Source organism: Nodosilinea sp. FACHB-141, assembly GCF_014696135.1.
Classification (GTDB): Bacteria; Cyanobacteriota; Cyanobacteriia; order Phormidesmidales; family Phormidesmidaceae; genus Nodosilinea.
The window spans coordinates 930,959-952,016 of sequence record NZ_JACJPP010000007.1; the positions used below are offsets into that span (position 1 = coordinate 930,959).

Annotated in this window: 17 protein-coding genes; 7 read left to right on the forward strand and 10 right to left on the reverse strand. The window is 58.0% G+C overall.

The window, feature by feature from the left end; translation table 11 throughout:
- Positions 1-69: 69 nt before the first annotated feature.
- Entirely contained in the window at positions 70-5,571 is a 5,502-nt protein-coding gene (locus H6F59_RS07620) for a translocation/assembly module TamB domain-containing protein (protein WP_190697064.1), read from the reverse strand.
- A 253-nt stretch (positions 5,572-5,824) separates the two neighbouring features.
- Between H6F59_RS07620 and H6F59_RS07625 the strand changes: the two genes are divergently transcribed.
- The 3 genes from H6F59_RS07625 to murQ are packed head-to-tail and all read left to right on the forward strand — an operon-like array spanning position 5,825 to position 8,134.
- Positions 5,825-6,226, forward strand: coding sequence for a DUF3110 domain-containing protein (locus H6F59_RS07625; protein WP_190518009.1), 402 nt, complete (start codon positions 5,825-5,827; stop codon positions 6,224-6,226).
- Between the two features lie 11 nt (positions 6,227-6,237).
- Positions 6,238-7,131, forward strand: coding sequence for a DUF4870 domain-containing protein (locus tag H6F59_RS07630; protein WP_190697068.1), 894 nt, complete (start codon positions 6,238-6,240; stop codon positions 7,129-7,131).
- Between the two features lie 52 nt (positions 7,132-7,183).
- Entirely contained in the window at positions 7,184-8,134 is a 951-nt protein-coding gene (gene murQ / locus H6F59_RS07635; RefSeq protein ID WP_313887144.1) for an N-acetylmuramic acid 6-phosphate etherase, read from the forward strand.
- On the opposite strand, the gene H6F59_RS07640 is transcribed toward murQ, so the two are convergent.
- Together H6F59_RS07640 and H6F59_RS07645 are read right to left on the reverse strand one after the other, a co-directional pair.
- A complete protein-coding gene (locus tag H6F59_RS07640) occupies positions 8,131-8,697 on the reverse strand; it encodes a pentapeptide repeat-containing protein (protein WP_206755195.1) in 567 nt (188 codons plus the stop codon). The two genes, murQ and H6F59_RS07640, sit on opposite strands and share 4 nt — an antisense overlap.
- Before the next feature lie 454 nt (positions 8,698-9,151).
- Positions 9,152-9,883: a rhomboid family intramembrane serine protease gene (locus H6F59_RS07645; protein ID WP_190697078.1), complete on the reverse strand. Its 732-nt coding sequence runs from the start codon at positions 9,881-9,883 to the stop codon at positions 9,152-9,154.
- Between the two features lie 402 nt (positions 9,884-10,285).
- Here H6F59_RS07645 and H6F59_RS07650 point away from each other — a divergent pair, with 402 nt between their 5' ends.
- Entirely contained in the window at positions 10,286-11,791 is a 1,506-nt protein-coding gene (locus tag H6F59_RS07650) for a hypothetical protein (protein WP_190697081.1), read from the forward strand.
- 16 nt (positions 11,792-11,807) lie between these two features.
- On the opposite strand, the gene H6F59_RS07655 is transcribed toward H6F59_RS07650, so the two are convergent.
- The 4 genes from H6F59_RS07655 to mtnA all read right to left on the reverse strand — a co-directional run bounded on the left by H6F59_RS07655 (position 11,808) and on the right by mtnA (position 14,541).
- Entirely contained in the window at positions 11,808-12,431 is a 624-nt protein-coding gene (locus tag H6F59_RS07655) for a molybdenum cofactor guanylyltransferase (protein ID WP_190697085.1), read from the reverse strand.
- Positions 12,432-12,443: 12 nt separating this feature from the next.
- Complete coding sequence (locus H6F59_RS07660) at positions 12,444-12,668, reverse strand: DUF167 domain-containing protein (RefSeq protein ID WP_190697088.1); 225 nt, start codon at positions 12,666-12,668, stop codon at positions 12,444-12,446.
- Complete coding sequence (locus tag H6F59_RS07665) at positions 12,665-13,381, reverse strand: hypothetical protein (RefSeq protein ID WP_190697091.1); 717 nt, start codon at positions 13,379-13,381, stop codon at positions 12,665-12,667. Before H6F59_RS07665 ends, H6F59_RS07660 begins: the two co-directional genes overlap by 4 nt.
- A gap of 107 nt (positions 13,382-13,488) precedes the next feature.
- Entirely contained in the window at positions 13,489-14,541 is a 1,053-nt protein-coding gene (gene mtnA, locus H6F59_RS07670) for an S-methyl-5-thioribose-1-phosphate isomerase (RefSeq protein WP_397193123.1), read from the reverse strand.
- A gap of 349 nt (positions 14,542-14,890) precedes the next feature.
- Here mtnA and H6F59_RS07675 point away from each other — a divergent pair, with 349 nt between their 5' ends.
- Positions 14,891-15,580: a DUF2834 domain-containing protein gene (locus tag H6F59_RS07675; RefSeq protein WP_190697095.1), complete on the forward strand. Its 690-nt coding sequence runs from the start codon at positions 14,891-14,893 to the stop codon at positions 15,578-15,580.
- 74 nt (positions 15,581-15,654) lie between these two features.
- Positions 15,655-16,320 carry an SDR family oxidoreductase gene (locus H6F59_RS07680; RefSeq protein ID WP_190697098.1) on the forward strand — a complete coding sequence of 222 codons (666 nt, stop codon included), beginning with the start codon at positions 15,655-15,657 and terminating at the stop codon, positions 16,318-16,320.
- A 52-nt stretch (positions 16,321-16,372) separates the two neighbouring features.
- Here the strand turns inward: H6F59_RS07680 and H6F59_RS07685 are convergent, their stop codons facing one another.
- From H6F59_RS07685 to H6F59_RS07695, 3 genes are all read right to left on the reverse strand, one after another.
- Positions 16,373-17,446, reverse strand: a complete 1,074-nt coding sequence (locus H6F59_RS07685; RefSeq protein WP_190697101.1) for a tocopherol cyclase family protein — start codon at positions 17,444-17,446, stop codon at positions 16,373-16,375.
- 345 nt (positions 17,447-17,791) lie between these two features.
- On the reverse strand, positions 17,792-18,550 hold the full coding sequence (locus H6F59_RS07690) for a M48 family metallopeptidase (RefSeq protein ID WP_190697104.1): 759 nt from the start codon (positions 18,548-18,550) through the stop codon (positions 17,792-17,794).
- A gap of 21 nt (positions 18,551-18,571) precedes the next feature.
- Positions 18,572-19,021, reverse strand: a complete 450-nt coding sequence (locus tag H6F59_RS07695) for an NUDIX domain-containing protein (RefSeq protein ID WP_190697107.1) — start codon at positions 19,019-19,021, stop codon at positions 18,572-18,574.
- A 601-nt stretch (positions 19,022-19,622) separates the two neighbouring features.
- Here H6F59_RS07695 and psaA point away from each other — a divergent pair.
- The coding region (gene psaA, locus H6F59_RS07700; protein ID WP_190697110.1) for a photosystem I core protein PsaA at positions 19,623-21,058 on the forward strand (1,436 nt) is incomplete at its 3' end.

Consider the following 21,058-nt stretch of genomic DNA (forward strand, 5'->3'; position numbering starts at 1 on the left):
TGTCGTTGTCGCGGTATGGGGCAGCAATGCTTTTTCCTTTCACCTTAAAGCCCAGCGTTGCCCTTGAGCTCAAGGCTGAAATCGAAATTCTACAACTGCGCCGGTGTTTTCATTGAACTGCTCGTAGCTAGTAATACCCCGCACCGTGATCTGGTCGTTGATGCGATAGCGCACGCTAAACACGGCGGGGGTAACATTAGTAAATACTTTTTGCACTGATACCGAGATACTGGGTGAAAAATTAAAGCCAATCTCGCCGCCAATATCGATCGTACCTGTCTGCTGCCCCCCGGGTGGCGAGGCCGAAAACAGGCGTAGCTCGGTGCGATCTAGCCCCGATCCCAGCAGATTTTGCAGGTTGTTGAGCAGAGCCGATCCCGCAAAAGCCAGCAGGCCTTGGAACCCATCGCCGCCGCCTGACACGCTACCCAATGTGGATTCAAGCGCCGCCAGTAGCCCACCGCTGAGCAAGGCAACAATCTCACCCTCGGAGCGGGGTGGAGTACTGGATAGCTCTACCCCCTGCAAATTCACTACGCGGCTAACGCGGCCGTTGACGCTGGCGCGAATGCGTACAGTCTGCACCCCAGCCTGGGTGAGACCCAGCTGGTCGATGCGAGACACGCTAATCTCGTTGCGGGGGAAGGGGGTGGCTACAGCTAAGGCATTGCCAGCCGCAGCGCTATCGGGCACTGCTGCTGATAGGTTGGCTACTAAGTAGGGGTCGATGGTTTCGTCGAGATCGCTGAACTCGGCGTAGTTCTCATCACCTGTGAGGCGAAACTCGGTGGTCAGTAGGTTAATGCGGCCCGAAGGTAGATTGATCCGGCCATCGGGTCTGATGTTGGGGACAGTACCCATCAGGTCTAGCGTACCTTCGGCCCTCACATCCACAATGCCGGGGACGGCCAACCGCACATTCTCAGCCAGCACCAGCTTAAGGTCTTCTAACACCGGCGGAATGGGGTCAAAGATGCTGGGCTCTGCAGTAGATGCAAAGGTGGTGGAGGTGCCTCCCCCGACACTGGTATCGGGCAGGGTGAGCAGCCCGTTTGATAGTTTCACTTCGCCATAGACCAGGGGCGGCAACAAAAAGACGCTGCCATCGACAACAACGTTGCCATCGACGCGGCCCCGATAGGTGCCAGCAGGGTTGCGCAGGTCAAGAGCAATGTTGTCGAGGGTAACGCGGAAGGGGTTTTCACCCGTCGGCACTGGCGTACCGTCATTCTCTTGGGCCGTGCGGGTGTCAAATAGCCCAGGGGCCAAATCTTGCACTGAGGGCAGCAGCTTGAGGTTGCCCTCAGCCGTTACCTTGCCGTTGCTAAAGTCGCCCTCTAGGTTCTGGAACGCGAGCACGAGGCCGTTGGTGTAGACAGAGTTGCCGCGGATGGTATCAAGGCCTTCGAGCACGTCAATGCGGCCCTGGATATTGGTGAGGGGCTCGGACAGGCTGCGGGAGCTGATGGTGACGCCATCAAGGTTGGCATTGCCGGTCACATTGAGGGTGGTGAGGGCTTCCTGAACAGGCTGGTTGACGGGCCAGCGCCCTTGAACGGCTAGGTCGAGGCTGGCTGGGCCTGACTCCCAGGTGATGGCGCGGGTGAACAGATTAACCAAGGCAAAGCCCTCGTCGCGCACTCGCAGGGAAATATCGACCGTATCGGTTTCAGGCTGTTGCCGAAGACCGGGCAGAGGCAGGGGCACAGTGGCCACCAGCCGCAGCGGGTCGACTTGTTCGTCAATGGCGACTCGGCTGATCAGGTTGAGGCGGGCGTCTTCGTACCGGAAGTTGGCGGTGGCTAAATCAATGGCGTTGCGGTTGATGGTGGCTTCGTTAACCGCCAGCTGACCGCGCACTTGGGGGGCAGCCAGGGTGCCAGTGAGGGTGGCCCCCAGGTTGACTAGACCGTCGAGGTTGTCGGGCAGGCGTAAAGGCTGGCGCAGCGCGTTGATGGGCACATTACTCACCTCCAGACGCAGCGTGCGGGCCACGGGGTCATCAGGACGCAGGCTAAAGTCGCCGTTGAGGGTAGCCAGCCCTACACCCTGCTGGGTGGTCTCTGAAAAGTCGGTGAAGTTGGAGCGCAGGCTGACCGGCTCGAGGCGAATGATGCTGTCTTGGTAGCTGCCCTTAGCAATAACTTCGTCGATGCGATAGGTGGCACCGTTGCTGCCGTCAGCATTGCCCCAGACCCAATCAGCGCCGGCCAGGTCGAAGGTGATGTTGAGGCTGTCAGGCACGATGCCATTGGCGGTCACTTTGCCCGAAAAATTGCCGACAAACTCGTCGAGGGGAGGCAGGGTGGCGGTTTCGCCCTGGGCCGCCAGCATATCTTTGAGCTCTTGCACTTCGGCTAGACGGCGGAGCTGATCGAGCAGGCTGGCGTTGCGATCGCCCACGGTCTGCACCTCCTCTAGCGACGCCAAATCGGCCTCAGTAGCCGGGCGATACCACTCGGGGGGCTGCAACACGTTAAAGCGAAAATCGGCCTGCTCAAAAATCAGCAAGGTTTTGAGCAGGTCTTGAATTTGACCATTGTCAACCACGAGCTCGCCGTTGATCTGGGGCTGGTCGCCTAGGGTGTAGGTGCCGCTGGCCAGGTAGCGGCTGAGCCCTGAGGCCGATTCGAGCACGACCCCGGCTAGACCAATGACGTTGTTGGCGTAAGTAACGCTGCCTCGCAGACGACCATAGCGAGTAAACTCAGCCGGACGCTCGGGGGCTGTGGGGTCAATGGCGACGGTGGTGGTTTCGTTGGGCAGCCTCAGGTAGCCAATGCTGGGGTCTTCCACATCGAAGGTGGCCTGTAGGGTGGGCTGCCGCAGGTTGGCGACAATTTCGGCCCGGCTGATCAGACCGCTCACGGTGCCGATGCCGTTCACGCCAGCCTGGGGCAGGCGGAGGTCGCTCAGGGGCAGATTTTCGACGGTGGCGTAGAGGTTGTCGCCTCGGGTGTAGCCCTCGGCCAAGGCCTCGCCGCTGCGGATCTCGAAGGCTAGATCGCGTTCGCCCCCAGCGCTGGCTACATAGACGCGATCGCCGCCGCCTGTCAAATCAACCGCCAGTGCGCCGCCCTGGTTGTAGCTAACTGGGCCGCTGAGGGGAGAGGCAAAGGCCAGATCGCCCGCCTGTAGCCCCACTAGAGAGGCATCGCCGCTAAGGGCTAGAGCACCGGGACGACCGCGTAACCGTCCGTTAAAAAAGGCATTGCCCGTCAGGGGAATTACCTGGGGCACGGGCAGCGCCGCCAGGCTGAAGTTATCGGCGTTGAGGTTGAGATCGAGGTTGGCGATCGCTGGTGCTCCCGGGCCACTGAGCCGCGGGGTAATAAATCCATTGGCCTGAATTCCTGTAGTGTTAGCCTGCCGCACCAGGATCGACTGCCCGTTCCAAGCTAGGTCGGCGGTGAGCGGGCCGCGCACCTGGGCGAGCTGGGGCGAGCGGGCTGCCGCCGTAGCCAAGCCGTCTGAGAGCACGAGCTGCCCCTGTCCCCTCGCCCCGGCCAGGGTGAAGTTGTCGGTGCTGCCGGTAAAGCGAAAATTGCCGTCAGCGGTGCCCTGGAGGTCGGGGGCAAAGGCCGCCATTTGCAGATCTTGGCCCTGCAGGTTAGCGCTCCACTGGCCGCCCGCCAGACTTGCGTTAGTGAGCAAGGTGCCGCCCCTGGCCAGGGCGATCGCGCCATTGCCCTGACCCCGCACCCCTGACAGACCAGGATTGTCTAGGGTGCCTGAAAGCTGAGCGGTGCCGCTAGCCACCCCATCGAGCCCAGCCCCCAAGCGGCTGAGCTGCACCCCCTGGCCCCGTAGGTCAGCGTTCCACTGCCCATTGGCGAGCAGGCCATCGCCCGCTATGGTGCCCCCCGCCACTTGCACAAAGGTATTGGTGAAGCGGACCTGGTTGCCCGCCAGTCTAAGGTTGCCCTGGGCTGGGTAGTTGCCCATGGGGGCGCGCCAGCTGGCCGTGCCGACGAGCTGGTTGACGGGGCCAGCGATCTCAGCGTCAAAAAATACCGACCCTAGGGCCACCCGGTCAGACAGTCCGTAGGCTTGGCCGATGGTGTCGGCGGGAATGCGATCGCCCGCTAGCGCCAGCGTCAACCGCCCCGGATCGCCGAAGGTAAAAACGCCGCTGCCGGTCAGGGCACCGCCCCCGACGGGCACCGCCAGAATGTTATCAATTGCTAGGTTGGGCGATCGCAGAATGCCTGTGGCCCTGACTTCGCTAAAGGCCACCCGGTCAACAGTGACTCGGTCCTGGGAGATCAGCTCGGTAGTCAGCACCGGCTTGCCCAAAGGCCCAGTCATGGTAACGTCGGCCCCAAAGGTGCCGCTGGCCTCTACTGGCAGACTTCTGTCCAGCAGTTCAGAGGCCTGAGCTACGGTAAACGGGTTGACCTGGCCGCTGAGGTTGTAGCCCTCATCTAAGTTGAGGCTGCCCCCAGCGCGGGCGGTCAGATCGCCCATGCTGGCGGTAGCATTCTCAAATTCGAAGGTGCGGCCCCGAAAGCGCACGTCGCCCTGAGCATTTTGCAGGGGCTCGGGCAGAATGGGGTGGACTACGCTGCCCTCCTCTATCCGAGCCGTGCCTACGACGTTGGTAGGGATGCCGCGACCGCTTTCAATATCGGCCTGCCCACTGATTACGCCAGCGGGAAACTGCACCGGTAGGGGCTCCTCCAGAAAGGAGTCAACCAGGGGCATGATGTCGGTGGTCCGAGCCTTCTGGGTGCGCAAACTAATATTGGCCCGTAGGCCAGGGCCAGGCGCCTCGGTTGGGTCGACCGGAGAATCGGCGGTTTCGCTGGGGGTCTCTTTAGGCGGTGGCAGTAGCACCGACCCGGTGAGATCCAGGTTGCCCCCCTGGATGGATTCACCGCTAAGTTTTAAGTCAAGCTGCCGAGTTTCGATCGGTGAATCAGGAGCCTCGGGTACCTCAATGAAAGTTTCGTTGAAGTCGAGCTGGCCCTGCAAGTTTTCGATCGCCACCCGCACCGGCTCAACATCCCCCTGGACGTAGGGCACCATGGTCAACTGAGAATCTTTGACGTAGAGCCGATCGAGATTCACGTTGATGAAGGGATCGCGCTCCGGATCGCGTTCAGATAGCTCTAGGTCTAGGTCAAACCACTCGCGTTCGGCATTCTGCTCCAGGTAAAGCTCTCCCTGCTCTAGGGTCACCGTGAGGGGCAGTTCTCGCCGCCACAAATCCCACAGCTTAAACTGCACCTCTACCGCTGCCAGTGACAGACTATCGGGATCCGTTGGTGTTGGTGGAATTTTAGATGGCCCCAGCCGCACCCCCGATAGACCTACCCGTTCCACCGGTCCCAGTTCCACTGGGCGTTCAAGGGCCTCCGATAGCTCTCTGGCCAGTAAGGGCACGAGATTATTTCGGCTCCACAACCAGCCCCCGAGCGCCGCTGCACCTCCCAACACCAGCAGCGCGCCCAGCAACAGGCCCGCTGTAAGCCAACGGCCGCTGCCGCCCGCCTCCGGCTCTTGAAAGGTCTCCGGTTCTTGAGAAGTTTCTGGTTCTCGAGAAGGCTCTGGTTCTTGAGAAGGGGTCATACCCGTTTACGCCACCGCAGAACACCCACCAATAGTAATGAACTCCCCGCTTTCTGCCTACCACTTCCGATGAACTTAATGGTCGGTGCTATCTGTAGTGAAACTACTGGGCTCGATCGCGAAGAAACCTGAATCGCCCAGCTTCAGTCACCTAACTGGGATCTTCAAGCCATAGACGACCACTGAGGCAGCTTTGTTCGCGGGGCAGCGGCCCGGTACAGTAAATAAGTAATGCTGTTAGCGAGATAGGGCCATGGTGGTGTACGTGCTGTTGTTTAATGCCCGCACCGACAACGAGGGTATTCATGCCGAAACCATTAACGGGCAGAACATAATCTTGATGTTTGAGCATGAGGACGACGCCATCCGCTATGCCCTGATGCTGGAGGCTCAAGACTTTCCAGAGGCCACCGTGGAGGGGTTCGACCAGGCTGAAATTGAAGAATTTTGCGAATCTGCTGAGTACGGCTATCGCCTGGTACCTGAGGGCACCCTGGCGGTACCCCCCGATCAAACCCTCGAGGAAATTACCTGGGACCCCGACGATCCCGATGCCGTTGCTCCGCTGGCCGACAGTGCTCCGCCCACCGACGATGGCGGCCTTTCTCAAGCCGAGCTAGACCGCATGCGCCAGCAGCTTGAGAAACTGCTCTAGGGTCACGAGCAATGTCAACGCCTACCTCAACCCTGATTGCCCGAGCCCGCCAGGGCGATGCCCACGCGATCGCCCAGTTACTGACTCCTTCTTTGTCCGCCGGTGTGGTCGCTCGTGGCCAGTGGCGGGGCACCATGCTCCACCTCGATTTAGAAGCTGAGACGGCTATCCCTCAAAACCTGGTGGTGCCCCATATTCGCCGTGGGCTGATGCGCCTGGGGTTAACTTGCCCCATAGATGGCGTGTGGGTCAGCGGGCGACAAACCGGTGCTGACACCGCCGACTGGCAAGAATGCTTCAGTCTCACGGGTGCGTTCAACCCAGCGGATGCTCAGGCGGCTGGAGCGGCTGAGGATGCTATCAGTGCAAGTCCGCCTGCTGCCGCGGAGAACGCTGAGTCAACAGCACTGCTACAGGATTTTTCGACTGAGGAGTCGGATCCCCCGCCGGTCGTCAGCACGCCGCCAGCGCATTCCGCTTCAGACAAGGACAGGGAGGGGATGCCAAACGCGACCCTAGTCGCGCTGACTCACTTGGTGCCGCTGGTGAGCTATCTGGCGGTTGGTGGCCAGTGGCTAGGGGGATGGCCGCTGTTTTGGGGAAGTTCGTTTTTGCTGCCCTGGCGGTTAGTGGCACCCCTAGCGCTGCTGTTAGCTAAAGGCGCGGGATCTGGGGCAAATCCCAATGCTGCCTTCGTTCAGAGTCAAGCCAAAGCGGCTCTGAACTTTCAGCTAACGATGCTCATTGCTTGGATCGTGACCATTGCGCTGATGTTTGTTTTGGTAGGCTTTTTGCTGGTAGTGCCCCTGGCCCTGATCGAAATCGTCAGCTGCATTGTGGCAACGACTCAGGCCGCTGAGGGCAAGCCCGTCCGATATGCGATCGCCATTCGGTTTGTGCGCTAGACCCGCCATCCCTTACATTAGCGGCATTGTATATGCCTTCTGGATGCTGCCTGTGACCGCTAATTCTTCCCTTGCTAACCCTGCCGACCCCGCCGATCGCGGCCACCTGCTGACTGAGCAAGCCAACCCCCGCAGTGCCCAGCTCGATCGGCTCAGCGCGCTGGAACTCGTTGATTTGTTTAACGGTGAAGACCAACGTACCCTAGCGGCGATTGCTGGGGCTAGGGAAGCGCTGGCAGCAGCGATCGATGCCGCTAGCGAGGCGCTGCGCCAGGGGGGGCGGCTGTTTTATGTGGGCGCAGGCACCAGCGGTCGTCTGGGGGTGCTCGATGCGGCAGAGTGCCCGCCCACCTTTTGCACCCCGCCTGAGCTAGTGCAAGGCATTATCGCCGGAGGATCTGGGGCGCTAGTGAAAAGCTCGGAGGGGCTGGAGGATATTGCTGAAGACGGGGCAGCGGCGATCGCCGAGCGCGACGTGCAGTCCCACGATGTGGTGGTGGGCATCACCGCTGGGGGCACGACGCCCTACGTCCAGGGGGCGATCGCCGCTGCGAATCAACGCGGTGCCACCACCGTGTTTATGGCCTGCGTGCCCGCTGACCAGGTGCCCACCGAAGCCGACATTGACATTCGTCTGCTGGTTGGCCCAGAGCTGCTGGCAGGCTCGACCCGGCTCAAGGCGGGCACAGCCACCAAAATGGCCCTCAACATTCTCTCGACGGGGGTGATGGTGCGCCTGGGCAAGGTTTACGGCAACCGCATGGTCGATGTGGCGGTGACTAATACCAAACTGCGCGATCGCGCCCTGCGCATTCTCTGTGATCTGACCGATCTCGACCGTGAGGCCGCCGCTGGCCTACTCGATCGCAGCCACCAGCAGGTCAAACTGGCTCTGATGATGCACCTAGGCAACCTCGATGCCCAGGCGGCGGCTGAGCGCTTAGCTCAGCACCAGGGGCAGCTGCGGCAGGCTTTGACTGACAGAGCCGAGGGAGAGGCCTAAACCTTGGAGGACAGCTCGGGGTGAGGTGGTTCGGCTTCGTCTAGCCAGGCGCGATCGAGGCGAGTGCCCTCAAGCTGGGCAAGCCCTAGAGTTGTATTCCGCAGGTTGGCGCCAGTGAGGTCGGCACCGCGCAGATCGGCGTCTGTGAGGTCGGCACCGCGCAAATCGGCGTAGCTGAGGTTGGCGTTGCGCAGGTCAGCGCCAATGAGAGTGCTGTAGTGCAGGGTGGCCAGGCGTAAGTCGCTACAGCGCAGGTTAGCCCCCGTTAGGTTGACCCGGCTGAGTTCAGCTCGAATCAAAACCGCACGAGCCAGGTCGGCACCTTCGAGATCGGCATTTTCTAAATTGGCGCGCCACAGATTGCAGCCGCCCAGTTTAGCCCCGGCCAGCATGGCCCGGTGTAGATTGATCGATGCCAGATTGGCCTGGCCCAAATTGATACCGGGCAACTCTAGTCCAGGCATCCATGCTTCGTGGAAATCGAGGTGGCTAAAATCGCGGCGACCAGCGGCATACAGGTCTAATACTTGGTCCATGGTTACGGGGATGGATTGAGAATCCATAGGACTGTTACTACCCATCGACACTACTCCAGCCGGTTCTGCCGTTCGGGCAGATGATCGCTCACCCGCTTTCGGATGACCTCAACACGTTGCTAATTGCTACACATTTGTAAACTAATGTAACAACTTCTTGTCCTCGTGGCAAGCGCAGCAATAGATGCCGACCTTGGCTACAAAAGCTGTCGGCAACTTGAAATCTGCAAAGCGCTTTAATCCACTTTGCTTGTCTGCATATCTAAATGCCCACAGGCAGACTAACCCGGCTGAAGGAATCAATCAGCCAAAATTATTGCTGTGGTCTTTAGTGGCCTTCGGCTTTGGCAGAAGCTTTAGGGGCAGTTGCTCGGCAGGGCACTCTTCCTGTGTTGGAGCCTTGGGCCAAAGGGTGAGAAGGCCGACTTTGCCAAGTTCACGGGGCTTGCCCAACTGATGCTTTTCTACCTCCGCTAAGCAACTACTCGGCGCTTGGTGTCTCAGCGCCAACCTCTAGACTAGGCTGGCTAAACAGACCAAATACGGGGCCCACCAGCGCCCCAATGGCAAAGCCGCCGGCGTGGGCCCAATAGGCAATACCGCCGCTTTCCATACCGATCATGGCCGGAGCCCCAAGGCTGGCGAAGCCGTAGAATGCCTGCTGCACAAACCAAATGCCCAGATAAAATAACGCCGGAATTCTCAGCGGTAGAGGAAAAGGCCCTAGGGGTACCAGGGTGAGAATGCGCACCTCTGGGAAACGGAAGATGTAGGCCCCCATGACGCCCGCGATCGCGCCGCTGGCCCCCAAAGACGGAATCTCTGAACCCATGGCAAAGAACCACTGAGCTAGGTTAGCCAGCACGCCGCACAGCAGGTAAAACACCAAAAACCGCCCGTGCCCCATTTGGTCTTCGACGTTATTGCCAAAGATCCACAGGTAGAGCATGTTGCCGGCCACATGCAAAAAGCCACCGTGGAGAAACTGGCTGGTGAATATGGTCACCCATTCTTCAGCGTTGGGGGCTGAGACTCCCGTAGTGAAGCTAGTGGAAAGTTCGTCGGGCACTAAGGCCCAGCTGTGGAAAAAATCGGTTAATCCGTAGGCGGGCAAGCTGAGCTCATAGACAAAAATGGCTATGTTGAGCGCAATCAGCCCGTAGGTGACGTAGGGCGTACGCTGACCTGGGTTGTAGTCTTTTAGGGGTACCACCAGTGACCTCGCAAATAGTGCTGGAGACAAAGACACTATTACAGAGTGTTCAAAAAATGAAAATCTGTCTCTGGTTGGCCTTTGCGCCAGAGCTAGCGGCCTGCCGGTAGCAGAATGAACTCGGTATGTGGTGCTCGTGAGGCAATTGTCGTTGCGCCTGAAAGCCACCTGGATTTTGAATGCGGGGTTTGAGAATGCGATCGCTGGCGACCGACACAGATAGCTAAACTCAGAAGGAGCATGAAACCTGCTCTCACTATCCGTTTTGGGCAAGGGTATGGAGGTGAAGATCCAATGGGAATGCTGTCTGCTCAGCGACACAATTTTCTACACTGGGATGAGGGGCTGGGGCACAGCACTATTTCTAGGAACTACCATTCGTCACCACGCCCTCGAACAGCCATGACTAAACTCTTCACTTCTCGCGCTGGGTTAGTGATATCGCTGTCGTTGGGCACGCTGCTCTCCTGCTGCATTGGCCCTCCTGGCCCTCAAGGCATGCCCAAGGCTGGCAACGGCGAAGCGGCGGCAGCGGTGCCCGCTGACCCCTGGCATGGGGCCATTGGTGAAGCCAACCGAGCCAGCCAGCTAGCGGCAACCGCTGCGACCGCTGCCCAATGGCAGCAGGTGGCCGGGGCCTGGGGGCGATCGCTGACCCTGCTGCAAACCATCCCTGCCGATGACCCCCGCCATGTCTTTAGCCAGCGCAAGGCCCGCGAATATCAACAAAACTTGCTGCTGGCTTACCAAAAAGCCGATCAGCAGGGGCTGCCCCGCGCCTTTCCGGCCTTAGGCAGCGATGTGCTCGATGAGCAAGCCAGCCTTTACCGGGCCTACGTTGCGGCGCAGGGACCGCCAGATGTGCTGATTGTAGGCAGTTCGCGATCGCTGCAAGGCATTGACCCCCAGGTATTGCAACAGGCGCTGGCGGTGGAGGGCTACCCTGGCTTAAGGGTTTACAACTTTAGCGTTAACGGCGCCACAGCCCAGGTGGTGAGCTTTGTCACCCGGCAGCTGTTGGCCACCGACCTGCACCCTCGGCTAATTGTCTGGGCTGAGGGCTCCCGCGCTTTCAACAGCGGCCGGCTTGACCGCACCTTTGCCGAAATTTTGGCGTCTCCAGGCTATGCCGCCGTGCAGGAGGGCGCGAAGCTGACTCTGCAAGCCCAAACCCCTTCTGCCTCTGCCCCCGAGGATCTCACCGAGGCGTCCGCTGAAGCTGGCGCGTCCTCTGAAGACAACGAGGATTCTGAAGCTGAAGTGTCTGAACCAATCTTTGAAGATGGGACTGAGCCCGCTGAAGAGTCTGAGGAAGCCGCTGAAGAATCTACTAAAACCCCCGACAACGCTTCAGAAACTTCATCTGAAACAGCCGTCGCCAGCTATGGAACGGTACCGCTGACCGCAATTAATTCTCAAGGTTTTTTAGCTGTTAACGATCAGTTCAACCCAGCGGTGTATTACCGTCGCTTTCCTCGGGTGCGCGGCCAGTACGACGATGCCTACCGTGCCTTTCGCTTGGAGGGGGTGCAGACATTATCTTTGGCAGCGATGACCCAATTTTTGGAGAGTCAAGGCATTCCATTGGTGTTTGTGAACTTGCCCCTCAGCAACGACTACCTAGACGAGGCACGTACGCCTTACGAGCGCCAGTTTCAACGGTTTTTGCAGACCTGGGCTAACCGAGGTGCCTTTACTTTGGTGGATCGGTTAGAGGAGTGGCGCTGGCAGTCTCACCTATTTGCTGACCCCAGCCATGTCAACCGCTACGGGGCGCGGGAGATGGCCCGACTGCTAGCCGCCGAGCGCCGCATTCCCTGGCCCCAAGCCGAGTCGCCTGACGAGGCCGATACCCCAACTGAAGCTGAGACGGAAAGCTCTGACAATTCGTCTCCACCAGGAGAGTAACCACCGTGGGACAGCGCTAGGAATCCTTGGTTTTTTGCCACTCGGCCAGCTCGCTGGGCGTGTTGACGTTGACGAACATAGCTTCATCAATGTCGGGGATGGGGGCGATCGCCTGCTGATCGAGCCAGGCTTGCAGCGATCGCTCGCCGGTCGCCGCATACTGCTCTAAGGCATCCAGCGCGGCGACCCGGTAAAACCCACACAGCGGTTCCCAGCGGTGCTGACGTTTGGGCAGATAGGCCAGGTATTGTAGTTCCAGTTTGGCCAATTGATTGCGCCAAGCCGTCAGTACTGCTGCCGATAGGTTGGGCATATCGCAGGCCAAGACCAGCACCCATTTGGGTGGCTCTGGTTGGGTTTTTAGAACGTTTAGGGCTGTTATGAGCGCCATCAGCGGCCCCTGAAACGTGCCGGCTTGGCCTGGACTAGGAGTTTCTACGATAAAACCGATCGCATTGGGCAAGGTAGGGCGATAGCGATCGGGCCAGGGAGTAACGACAGACACGCGATCGGTACACTGCAGCGCAATCCGGCAGGTGCGCTGAATCAGCGTTTCTTCACCAATTGGAATCAGGCCTTTGTCGCGCCCCATCCGCGAGCTGCGGCCCCCCGCCAAAATCACGGTAGCCAGGAAGGTCATGTCATCGAGGCCCTACGCATCAATTTCGACTCGCTTAATGCGGGCCGTGTGTCCCGACCTAATGTGTACCTGAGTTTTGGGAATATCCAAGCCTTGGGCCAGCAGGACAATTAGCTCTTGGTTGGCCCTACCATCCTGGGGTGGGGCTTTGAGGTGGAGTAGCCAGCTGCCATCGTCGAGATGGACGGCTTTTTGCTGCTTGGCGTTGGGTTTCACCCGCACCGTCAGCACCGTCATGCTTTGTTCTGGGCTATGGCACCCTGGGCAACCTTGCGCAGCCGGGCGGCATCGGCCCAAACCAGCCCCTTAAAGAAGTAGATGATGCCGGTGAGAAAGGCTAAAACCATATAAAACAGACGAATACCCCAGCCAGCCCCGTCAAAAATCATGGAGAACACGCCTGGCTCAATGCCGCTGAAGCGGGTGAGCTCGGAGCGAAACCACTTTTGGTCTTCAACCATGCGCTTGAGCTCAGCCACGGTGGCAGGCAGAATGGGCATCCGGGTCGTTGTGGTGTAATAGCCCCAAAAGCCCTGGCTGCCGCCTTCGCTGGAGAGCGCTTGGTTGGCCAGCGCCGTAATTTCTTGGCGAGACAGGCCTGACTCGGCGGTAAGCTGACTGAGCCATAGGTGATGCCGTAGCCAGTAGCTGCTAAAAAACACCAGCGGCAGCACTATAACCAGGGCAATAGACTTAATCACCACAGAGGTTTTGGCGGCCAGGTGACGCGAGGCTGCCCCCAGCCCAAAACCCAAAAAAGCAAATAATATAATGACGCTCAGCTCGACAATCTCAAGGCTTTTGAGCCAACCACCCAAAATGGGAATGGGGTGCAAAAATGCCTCCGCTGCCCAAGTAATAAAAAACCGTGCTGCCAAGACAGCCGCAGTAATGGCAACAACCGTCAGCAAATACCGAGACACATTGGCTGAGGGGCGCGGGATGGGCATGGTTAGGAATGACGAAAACAGGGCGGGGGCAAATAATGCCCTTAATCATAATGGTGATTCGATATCTGGCTTTTAATCGAGAAGAAAAGTTAGTTATCTAGATGGTACTAAAGCTGGCTGACTCTCTCCAGTTGATGAGACGCAAAGGCTCCTTTTTCGGTCACGATCGCGGTAATTAAACCAGCTGGAGTAACGTCTGAGGCGGGGTTGTAAAATTCTGCGCCGTTGGGAGATGTGACGCGATCGCCCAGTTCGTAAATCTCCTCAGGGGGGTGTTCTGCGATCGCCATCCCTTCCCCACTGGCGATCATGAGATCAATGGTCGATGCCGAGGCTGCCACCACAAACGGAATGTTGTGGGCCTTGGCCACCAGGGCTAGGCTATAGGTGCCAATTTTGCTGAGGGTGTCGCCGTTGGCGGCAATGCGATCGGCGCCGGCCAGCACCCCGTGGATCAGCCCCCGCTGCATGCAGTGGGCCGCCATGCTGTCAGTTACTACAGTTACCGGAATGCCTTCCTGCACACATTCCCAGGCGGTGAGGCGCGAGCCTTGAAAGGTGGGGCGGGTTTCGGCAGCGTAAATGCGCTCTAGGCGGCCTGCTTGCCACAGCGATCGCATAATGCCCAGCGACGTGCCATAGCCCGAAGTCGCCAGCGCTCCATGGTTACAGTGGGTCAACAGAGTTAGCTTATCCGGGCTCTGGGGCAACACCGCAATGCCGTAGTCGCCGATGGCGTGACACAGGCTAAAATCCTCTGCCTGCATCGCCTGGGCCTCGGCCAAGAGCTGACCCCTGACCACCTCAATGGCGTCGCTGGAGTGGTGGGCCACCGCCAGCATTCTGTCTACCGCCCACTGCAGGTGGGCCTTGTCTGGCCGGGTCTGCTTAAACTGGTCGCCGATCGCCTCCAAGCGTTCCCAAAAGGCGATCGGGTCGTCGGTGTGAATCTCGGTCGCCCCTAGGTAAAGGCCGTAGGCGGCCGCTAACCCCATGGCCGAACCGCCCTGGACAATGCCAGAACGGAGCGATCGCACTACGTCGTCGCAGCGGCGAATTGACACAATGTTGTAGCGCTCCGGCAGCTGCCGCTGGTCGATCAACACCAAGTGATCGTCTTGCCACACCACCGGATAAACGTGGGTATCGCTAGGGGCCATCATCACAGTTTCGACGCAGTAAAAGGGCAGCCGTACAGCCAATGACATTCAGTATGGGGGTTTCTGAGCCCCTGTCAATGCAGTTACCCTCCGTGAAGTCAGGGAGCAAGTCGTGGACTAGTCAGTCCCGTCTATCGGCTACCACTGCTGGGGCTTGTCCCATAGCCGGCGAGATCTGGGTTGAGACAGCTTAAAGCGCCAAGATTCAAGCCTGTCGGGGAGGTTTTTTACTGTCCGCTCTTCTGTTTTCGTTCTTTTGCCTTACCTCAATTCCTTTATCTGGAGAGAGCACAAGGTGCTTGGCCTATTCCACGATCAAAATCTGGCTCTAATTTGGCGAGAAGGGCGTATGGTAAGGCGATTGCTGCTAGCGACGATTTGGATTGGTTTTTTAGGCTATATCCTTTGGCTGGCCCCGCTCGATCAACCGTTCACTTGGTCATTTGCTCATAACCTGGTGACATTGCAGTGGGGCGAGGTTAACGCCTATCTCATGGTCATCTTTTGGATGATGGGAGTTTGGCCGATGATCTATGCCTGCCTAATGTTTGCTGATGGCCAGACGCAGCCCTTTCCATCTTGGCCGTTTTTTGTGGTGTCAAACTTAGTTGGAGTAATTGGTTTGATCCCTTACTTGCTAGTGCGACAGCGCAACTCAGCCTTCTCTGGTAAAAAAGATTTTTGGCTCGACCTGCTAGACCGACGCTCTACCGGGGTTGCACTGCTGCTCACCACCCTAATGCTGTTCACCATTGCGGTTACGGTCGGCGACTGGAACGACTATGTGACGCAGTTTCGCAGCTACGCCTTTGTTCATCTAATTTCCTTAGACTTTTGCCTGATGGGGCTGATCTTTCCGCTGACGTCGCTGATTGACGACGATATGCAGCGGCGAGGGGTCTACCGAACCGAGAGGGTTTGGGCGATCGCCCTGGTGCCCTTGTTTGGCCCATTGATCTATCTGTGTTGGCGACCGGCACTGCTCAACCTACCGTCCACCCAAGAAACGCTCAGCAACGGTTTTTCTAGGGCTCTGTGATACGTTTTTGATTTAGCTGATGCATCCTTGGCCGTTTTAGCCCGCCAACGTTGAACCCCCTCAGAATTAACTCTATGGCTACCTATGTGATTACCGGCGCAAACCGCGGCATTGGCTACGAATATTGTCGGCAGCTTCAGCAGCGGGGCGATCGCGTCATTGCCGTATGCCGTCAGCCCTCCGACGAGCTAACCACCCTGGGGGTGCAGCTAGAAACGGGCATCGACCTCACCGATGAAGCTGCCGTCGCTGACCTGACCCAGCGGCTCAACGGCACCGCGATCGATGTGCTGATCAACAATGCTGGCATGGCAGAGCGCGTCACCCTAGACAATCTGGATTTTGACAGCATTCGGCGGCAGTTTGAGGTGAATGCGATCGCCCCACTGCGGCTGACGTCGGCGCTGCTGCCCTATTTGGGCCACGGGGCAAAGGTGGCAATCATGACCAGCCGCATGGGGTCGATCGCCGACAATACCTCCGGCGGCTCTTATGGCTATCGCATGTCGAAGGTGGCACTATCGATGGCGGGCAAGTCGTTGGCCCACGACCTCAAGCCTAAGGGCATCGCCGTGGCAATTTTGCACCCAGGACTGGTGCAGACCCGCATGACGGGGTTTACCAATAGCGGCATCACCCCAGAAGAGTCGGTCAAAGGACTGCTGGCCCGCATCGACGAGCTAACCCTGGAGAATTCCGGCACCTTCTGGCACTCGAATGGAGAGGTATTGCCCTGGTAGCTAGAAATGCTTCTGACTCTAAATCTTTGTCGGGAGCTATATTCCAGCACCATTACTCCTTGACCCAGGGCCCATCCCAGGGGCCGCCACCGGTTTCTAGCCCGGCTTGGGTGCTGGTGGCGGCGATTACTAGATCCAACTCGCTGCCCCGCCGCTGCCAGAGCTTGAGGCTGAGGTCGCCCAGGGCCGTGTCGCGACAGCAGAAGGCCATACCGTTGTGGGTTGGTGCCCGCAGTGGAATCCCAGGGAGATCGGTAGTGCCAATAACTTCAACCACATAGTCAGGACGCTCGCACTGCATGTGCCAGTAGCCCCAGGGGGTTATGTGCCAAGTGACACGAGCATTCCAGGGCACAAACTCGTAAAATTTGCCGCCGTGGTGAATCCCCACCATCGCTACCGACTCCATCCAAGTCAGCACCTGGCGGCGACCGCCCCCAGCGGTGAGGGCGAGGTCAGGCACACCATCAAAGGCGTTGCAGTTGAGCCAAAACCACTTTTGCGGAAACGATCGCCCCCAATTTTTCTCGCTATAGGTAGGGGCATTGGCGAACTCATACCGCTGCCCCTGCCACTCAATCCACCCCGTGGCGTGGCCGTGGGCCATGAGAATTTGCCAGCCCGGCTCAAAGATTGGCAGGCTAGAGAGCAGACCCGCGGTGGATTGCTGAGGTTGGCCAGTGCTACCCCAGCCATAGACTGGCTCGGTGTAATACTGCCAAGCCACGGGTCCTAGAACAGGATCATTCAAACAACCCTGATGCCAGGTTGCCGTCACCTGATAGCCTTCCGATATTTGATCCTTAAATTCTGACGATGACAGCAGGCGAGGCTGAGTTTTGGTTTTTCCCCGCCAGTGGCCTAGCCCCAGACCCTCTTCCCAAGCCCAAAATTGCCCCACATCGGGAAAAGTGCGCCAAAAGTAGCTGTCATCCGGACCTAGAATTTGGGCCGTACCGCCGCTGTGAGGCTGTCCGCCGATATGGCCTTCAATGGAGTACATGAAAGCAAAGGTGTGGCGAGCCTCCGGCAGCGTAAGCCGAAAATACCAACCTTCGAAGAATCGGTTGTCTTTACCATCCCAGTGGTAGCCACTGTGGGGAGTTTGAAGGGGGTGAAGGGGCATGGGGAGTGAGTGGATGGGTAGGAGGGTGGATGGGTGGGAGAGTAGGAGAGGTTTAGTTTTGAGTATTGGATTTTGAGTTGAGTGATCGAACTTTTGATTGCGTATGTGCCGATAGCCTAGAACACAGTCTGAGATCTAGGGGTTGTGCCGCCCACAGGCACATTTGCAGAACATAGGTTTAAACCGATGATCAGCTAGTCCTTTCCGTGGGGTGAAGGGCGGCGGAACGCCATTCTCGATGGGGGTCTGGGGCCAGCGAAATGGCCCCGGCGGCAGACTTGGCTTTTATCAGATATCTGTCACACAACCCGGTGCTTGAAGATCAGCTTTGATCACAAAAATCTTTTAGTCTTCGACCCAGCGGGGAACGTACTGCCACCCATCGCGAATCTCGTCCCGAAACCGCTGATGCCCTGGTTGCTTTTCCTCCACCAGCTGCCAAAAAGCGGCGGAATGATTCATATGCACGGTGTGGCACAGCTCATGAACGAAGACGTAGTGCACCAACTCCGGGGGCAAAAACAGCAGCTTGTAGTTAAGGCTGATGTTTTTGTTGCTAGAGCAACTGGCCCAGCGAGTCTTTTGTCCGCGTATCGAGATGCGGCTAAAGGGCAGGTTGATCACAAAACTCAGCTCCCGCAGCCAGGGGGCAAACTCAGCGCGGGCCTTGCGGCTCAGCCACTGGCGCAGCAGGTCGCCGCACGCGGCACTGTTGTCAATGGGGCCACGCAGTAGCAGGGTTTGGGGGCCGCTTTGGGTCATCGCTAGGGTGCGGGTGGTGGCGGGTTGATAGTTAACCTGCCAGGTTTGATGGCGCGATCGCACCTCGATCTGCCCCGGTTTCTCCTCAAAATGGTTGTCAGTCAGCCCAGCCGTCTGGTGGGCAAGACGCTGGCGCGACCGCCATAGCCAGTCGCGTCGCCGATACAGCAGCTCAGGCACCTGGTGCTGGTCGAACCCCTGGGGTACCACGACCTCGATCTGGCCGTTGAGATGCACTTTGATGGAAACATGGCGGGCGCGATCGCTCTCCCGAATGCGGTAGTCGGGCAGCACCGCCGTCTCAGGCGAGAAAAGCTCCAGCTGTTCAGACGAGTCAGCCATGGGCGGCAGGAACACACTATGTTAAATAGCCTGTTCTATCCTACGGTGCTCTAGAAAAGACAGCAAAATTTGCCGGTGCGGTGGCCCCAACGGGCGCTCTTCACGGGCGCGAGATGAGAACCGCTGGCCCTGATGAATATCATCAACACTCCACAGCCCCAAGTCCAAGCCCTCGGTCAGCACCAGCTGCTCCACCGGCACCACCAGCGGCCCGTGGTAGACGTGGCGTACCACGGTTTCATCCTCCACGCGCTCAAACAGCGATAGCTGAGGCGCAATATAGCCAATTTCTTCCTCTAATTCTCGGTACACCGCCGCGTCGGGGTCTTCGCCGGGTTCAAGGTGACCCCCAAAGAATGCCCAATGGCCCGGCCAGGCAATGGTGGGGATATCGTCGCGCAGCTGGAGGAGGAAGCGATCGCCTTGGTACAGGATGGCGATCGCCACTTCAGGCTTAGTCGTACGGAGCATTACTCACCTATTTCTCACGCTCTATATACATAGAGGTCGATCTCAACCTCATTCTCCGCCGTCTTCATTCCCTACCGACCCGAGCCGCGGCCTTCGTAACAGGCTGAGGCGTCAAATGTAACGCTGCGCTTAACATTATTGTTGCCGAAATAAATACTGCTGGTCATAGGGATGCCTCCTGAGTGGTCATACCACCAGCTACATCGCCAGTACTCAGGATTTCGGAAATTCTAGAGTCTCTACAACCTGCTAAAGATCAAGGGTTGAGTATCAATAATTAACATTAGTTAATAGAAAGAGGGTGCGATCGCCAATTTGGAGGTATCGATCCGTGTATTTATTGAGTTTTGTTAATAGAACCCTGATCTAGTGATCAATTTTGTGATCAGAGCAATTCTGGAAGCCTCATGAATCAAGGGCTTTCGCAGGTTGAATTATTGTAAACCTCAGTCAAAAAGCGTCAAATCGCGAGACTATAATGCTCAAGAGCAATCACCGCCTAAGTATCGATTGTGCCTTTGGGCCATGGCTCACTTGGGTATAGTTCGACCTAAAGCGATTGATTCTCCATTTGCTTTTGTCTAGAGAGAGGAGAGTCTCCATGACAACTACCCCGCGGGAGCGGGAGGCGAAAGCCAAGGTCATCGTAGATAAGGATCCAGTACCTACTTCCTTCGAGAAGTGGGGTAAGCCGGGTCACTTTGATCGGACCTTAGCTAAGGGACCCAAAACCACCACTTGGATTTGGAACCTTCACGCCGACGCTCACGATTTTGATAGTCATACCAGTGACCTAGAAGACATTTCGCGCAAAATCTTTAGTGCGCACTTCGGTCACCTAGCCGTCGTCTTTATCTGGCTCAGCGGCATGTACTTCCATGGCGCTAAGTTTTCAAACTACGAAGCCTGGATGACCAACCCCACGGGCATTAAGCCCAGCGCCCAGGTCGTTTGGCCCATCTTTGGCCAAGAGATCCTCAATGGCGACGTGGGCGGTGGTTTCCACGGTATTCAAATTACATCTGGTCTATTTCAGTACTGGCGTGCTGCGGGCTTCACCAACGGCTTCCAGCTCTACTGCACCGCCATTGGGGCGCTGGTGATGGCGGCTTTGATGCTGTTCGCCGGCTGGTTCCACTACCACAAGCGCGCTCCCAAGCTGGAGTGGTTCCAGAACGTGGAATCGATGATGAACCACCACTTGGCAGGCCTGCTCGGTCTAGGCTGCCTCAGCTGGGCCGGTCACCAAATCCACGTGGCGCTGCCCATTAACAAAATGCTGGATGCCGGTGTGGCCATACAGGATATTCCCCTGCCCCACCAGTTCATCCTGAATAAGAGTCTGATGGCTGACCTATATCCCAGCTTTGCTGAGGGTATAAAACCGTTCTTCACCCTGAACTGGAATGTCTATTCTGACTTCCTTACCTTCAAGGGTGGTCTGAACCCCTTGACCGGTGGCCTTTGGCTATCGGATACGGCTCACCACCACCTGGCGCTAGCCGTGCTCTTCATTGTTGCGGGTCATATGTACCGCACCAACTGGGGCATCGGCCACAGCATGAAGGAGATTCTAGACAACCACCAGGGCGACCCACTGCTGTTTGGCGGTCGGGGCCACCAGGGTCTGTTTGAAGATCTGACCACCTCCTGGCATGCTCAGCTGGCGGTCAACCTGGCCATCTTGGGGTCGATCACGATTATTGTGGCGCACCACATGTACGCCATGCCTCCCTACCCGTACCTGGCTACCGATTACCCCACTCAGCTGTCGCTATTTACCCACCACATGTGGATTGGCGCCTTCTTGATTGTGGGTGCTGGGGCCCACGCCTCCATCTTTATGGTGCGTGACTACGATCCGGCGGTAAATAGGGATAACGCGCTCGATCGCATGCTGCGCTCCCGCGATGCCATTATCTCCCACCTCAACTGGGTGTGTATTTTCCTCGGCTTCCACAGCTTTGGTCTATACGTCCACAACGACACCATGCGTGCCTTGGGCCGTCCCCAGGACATGTTCTCGGATACCGCCAT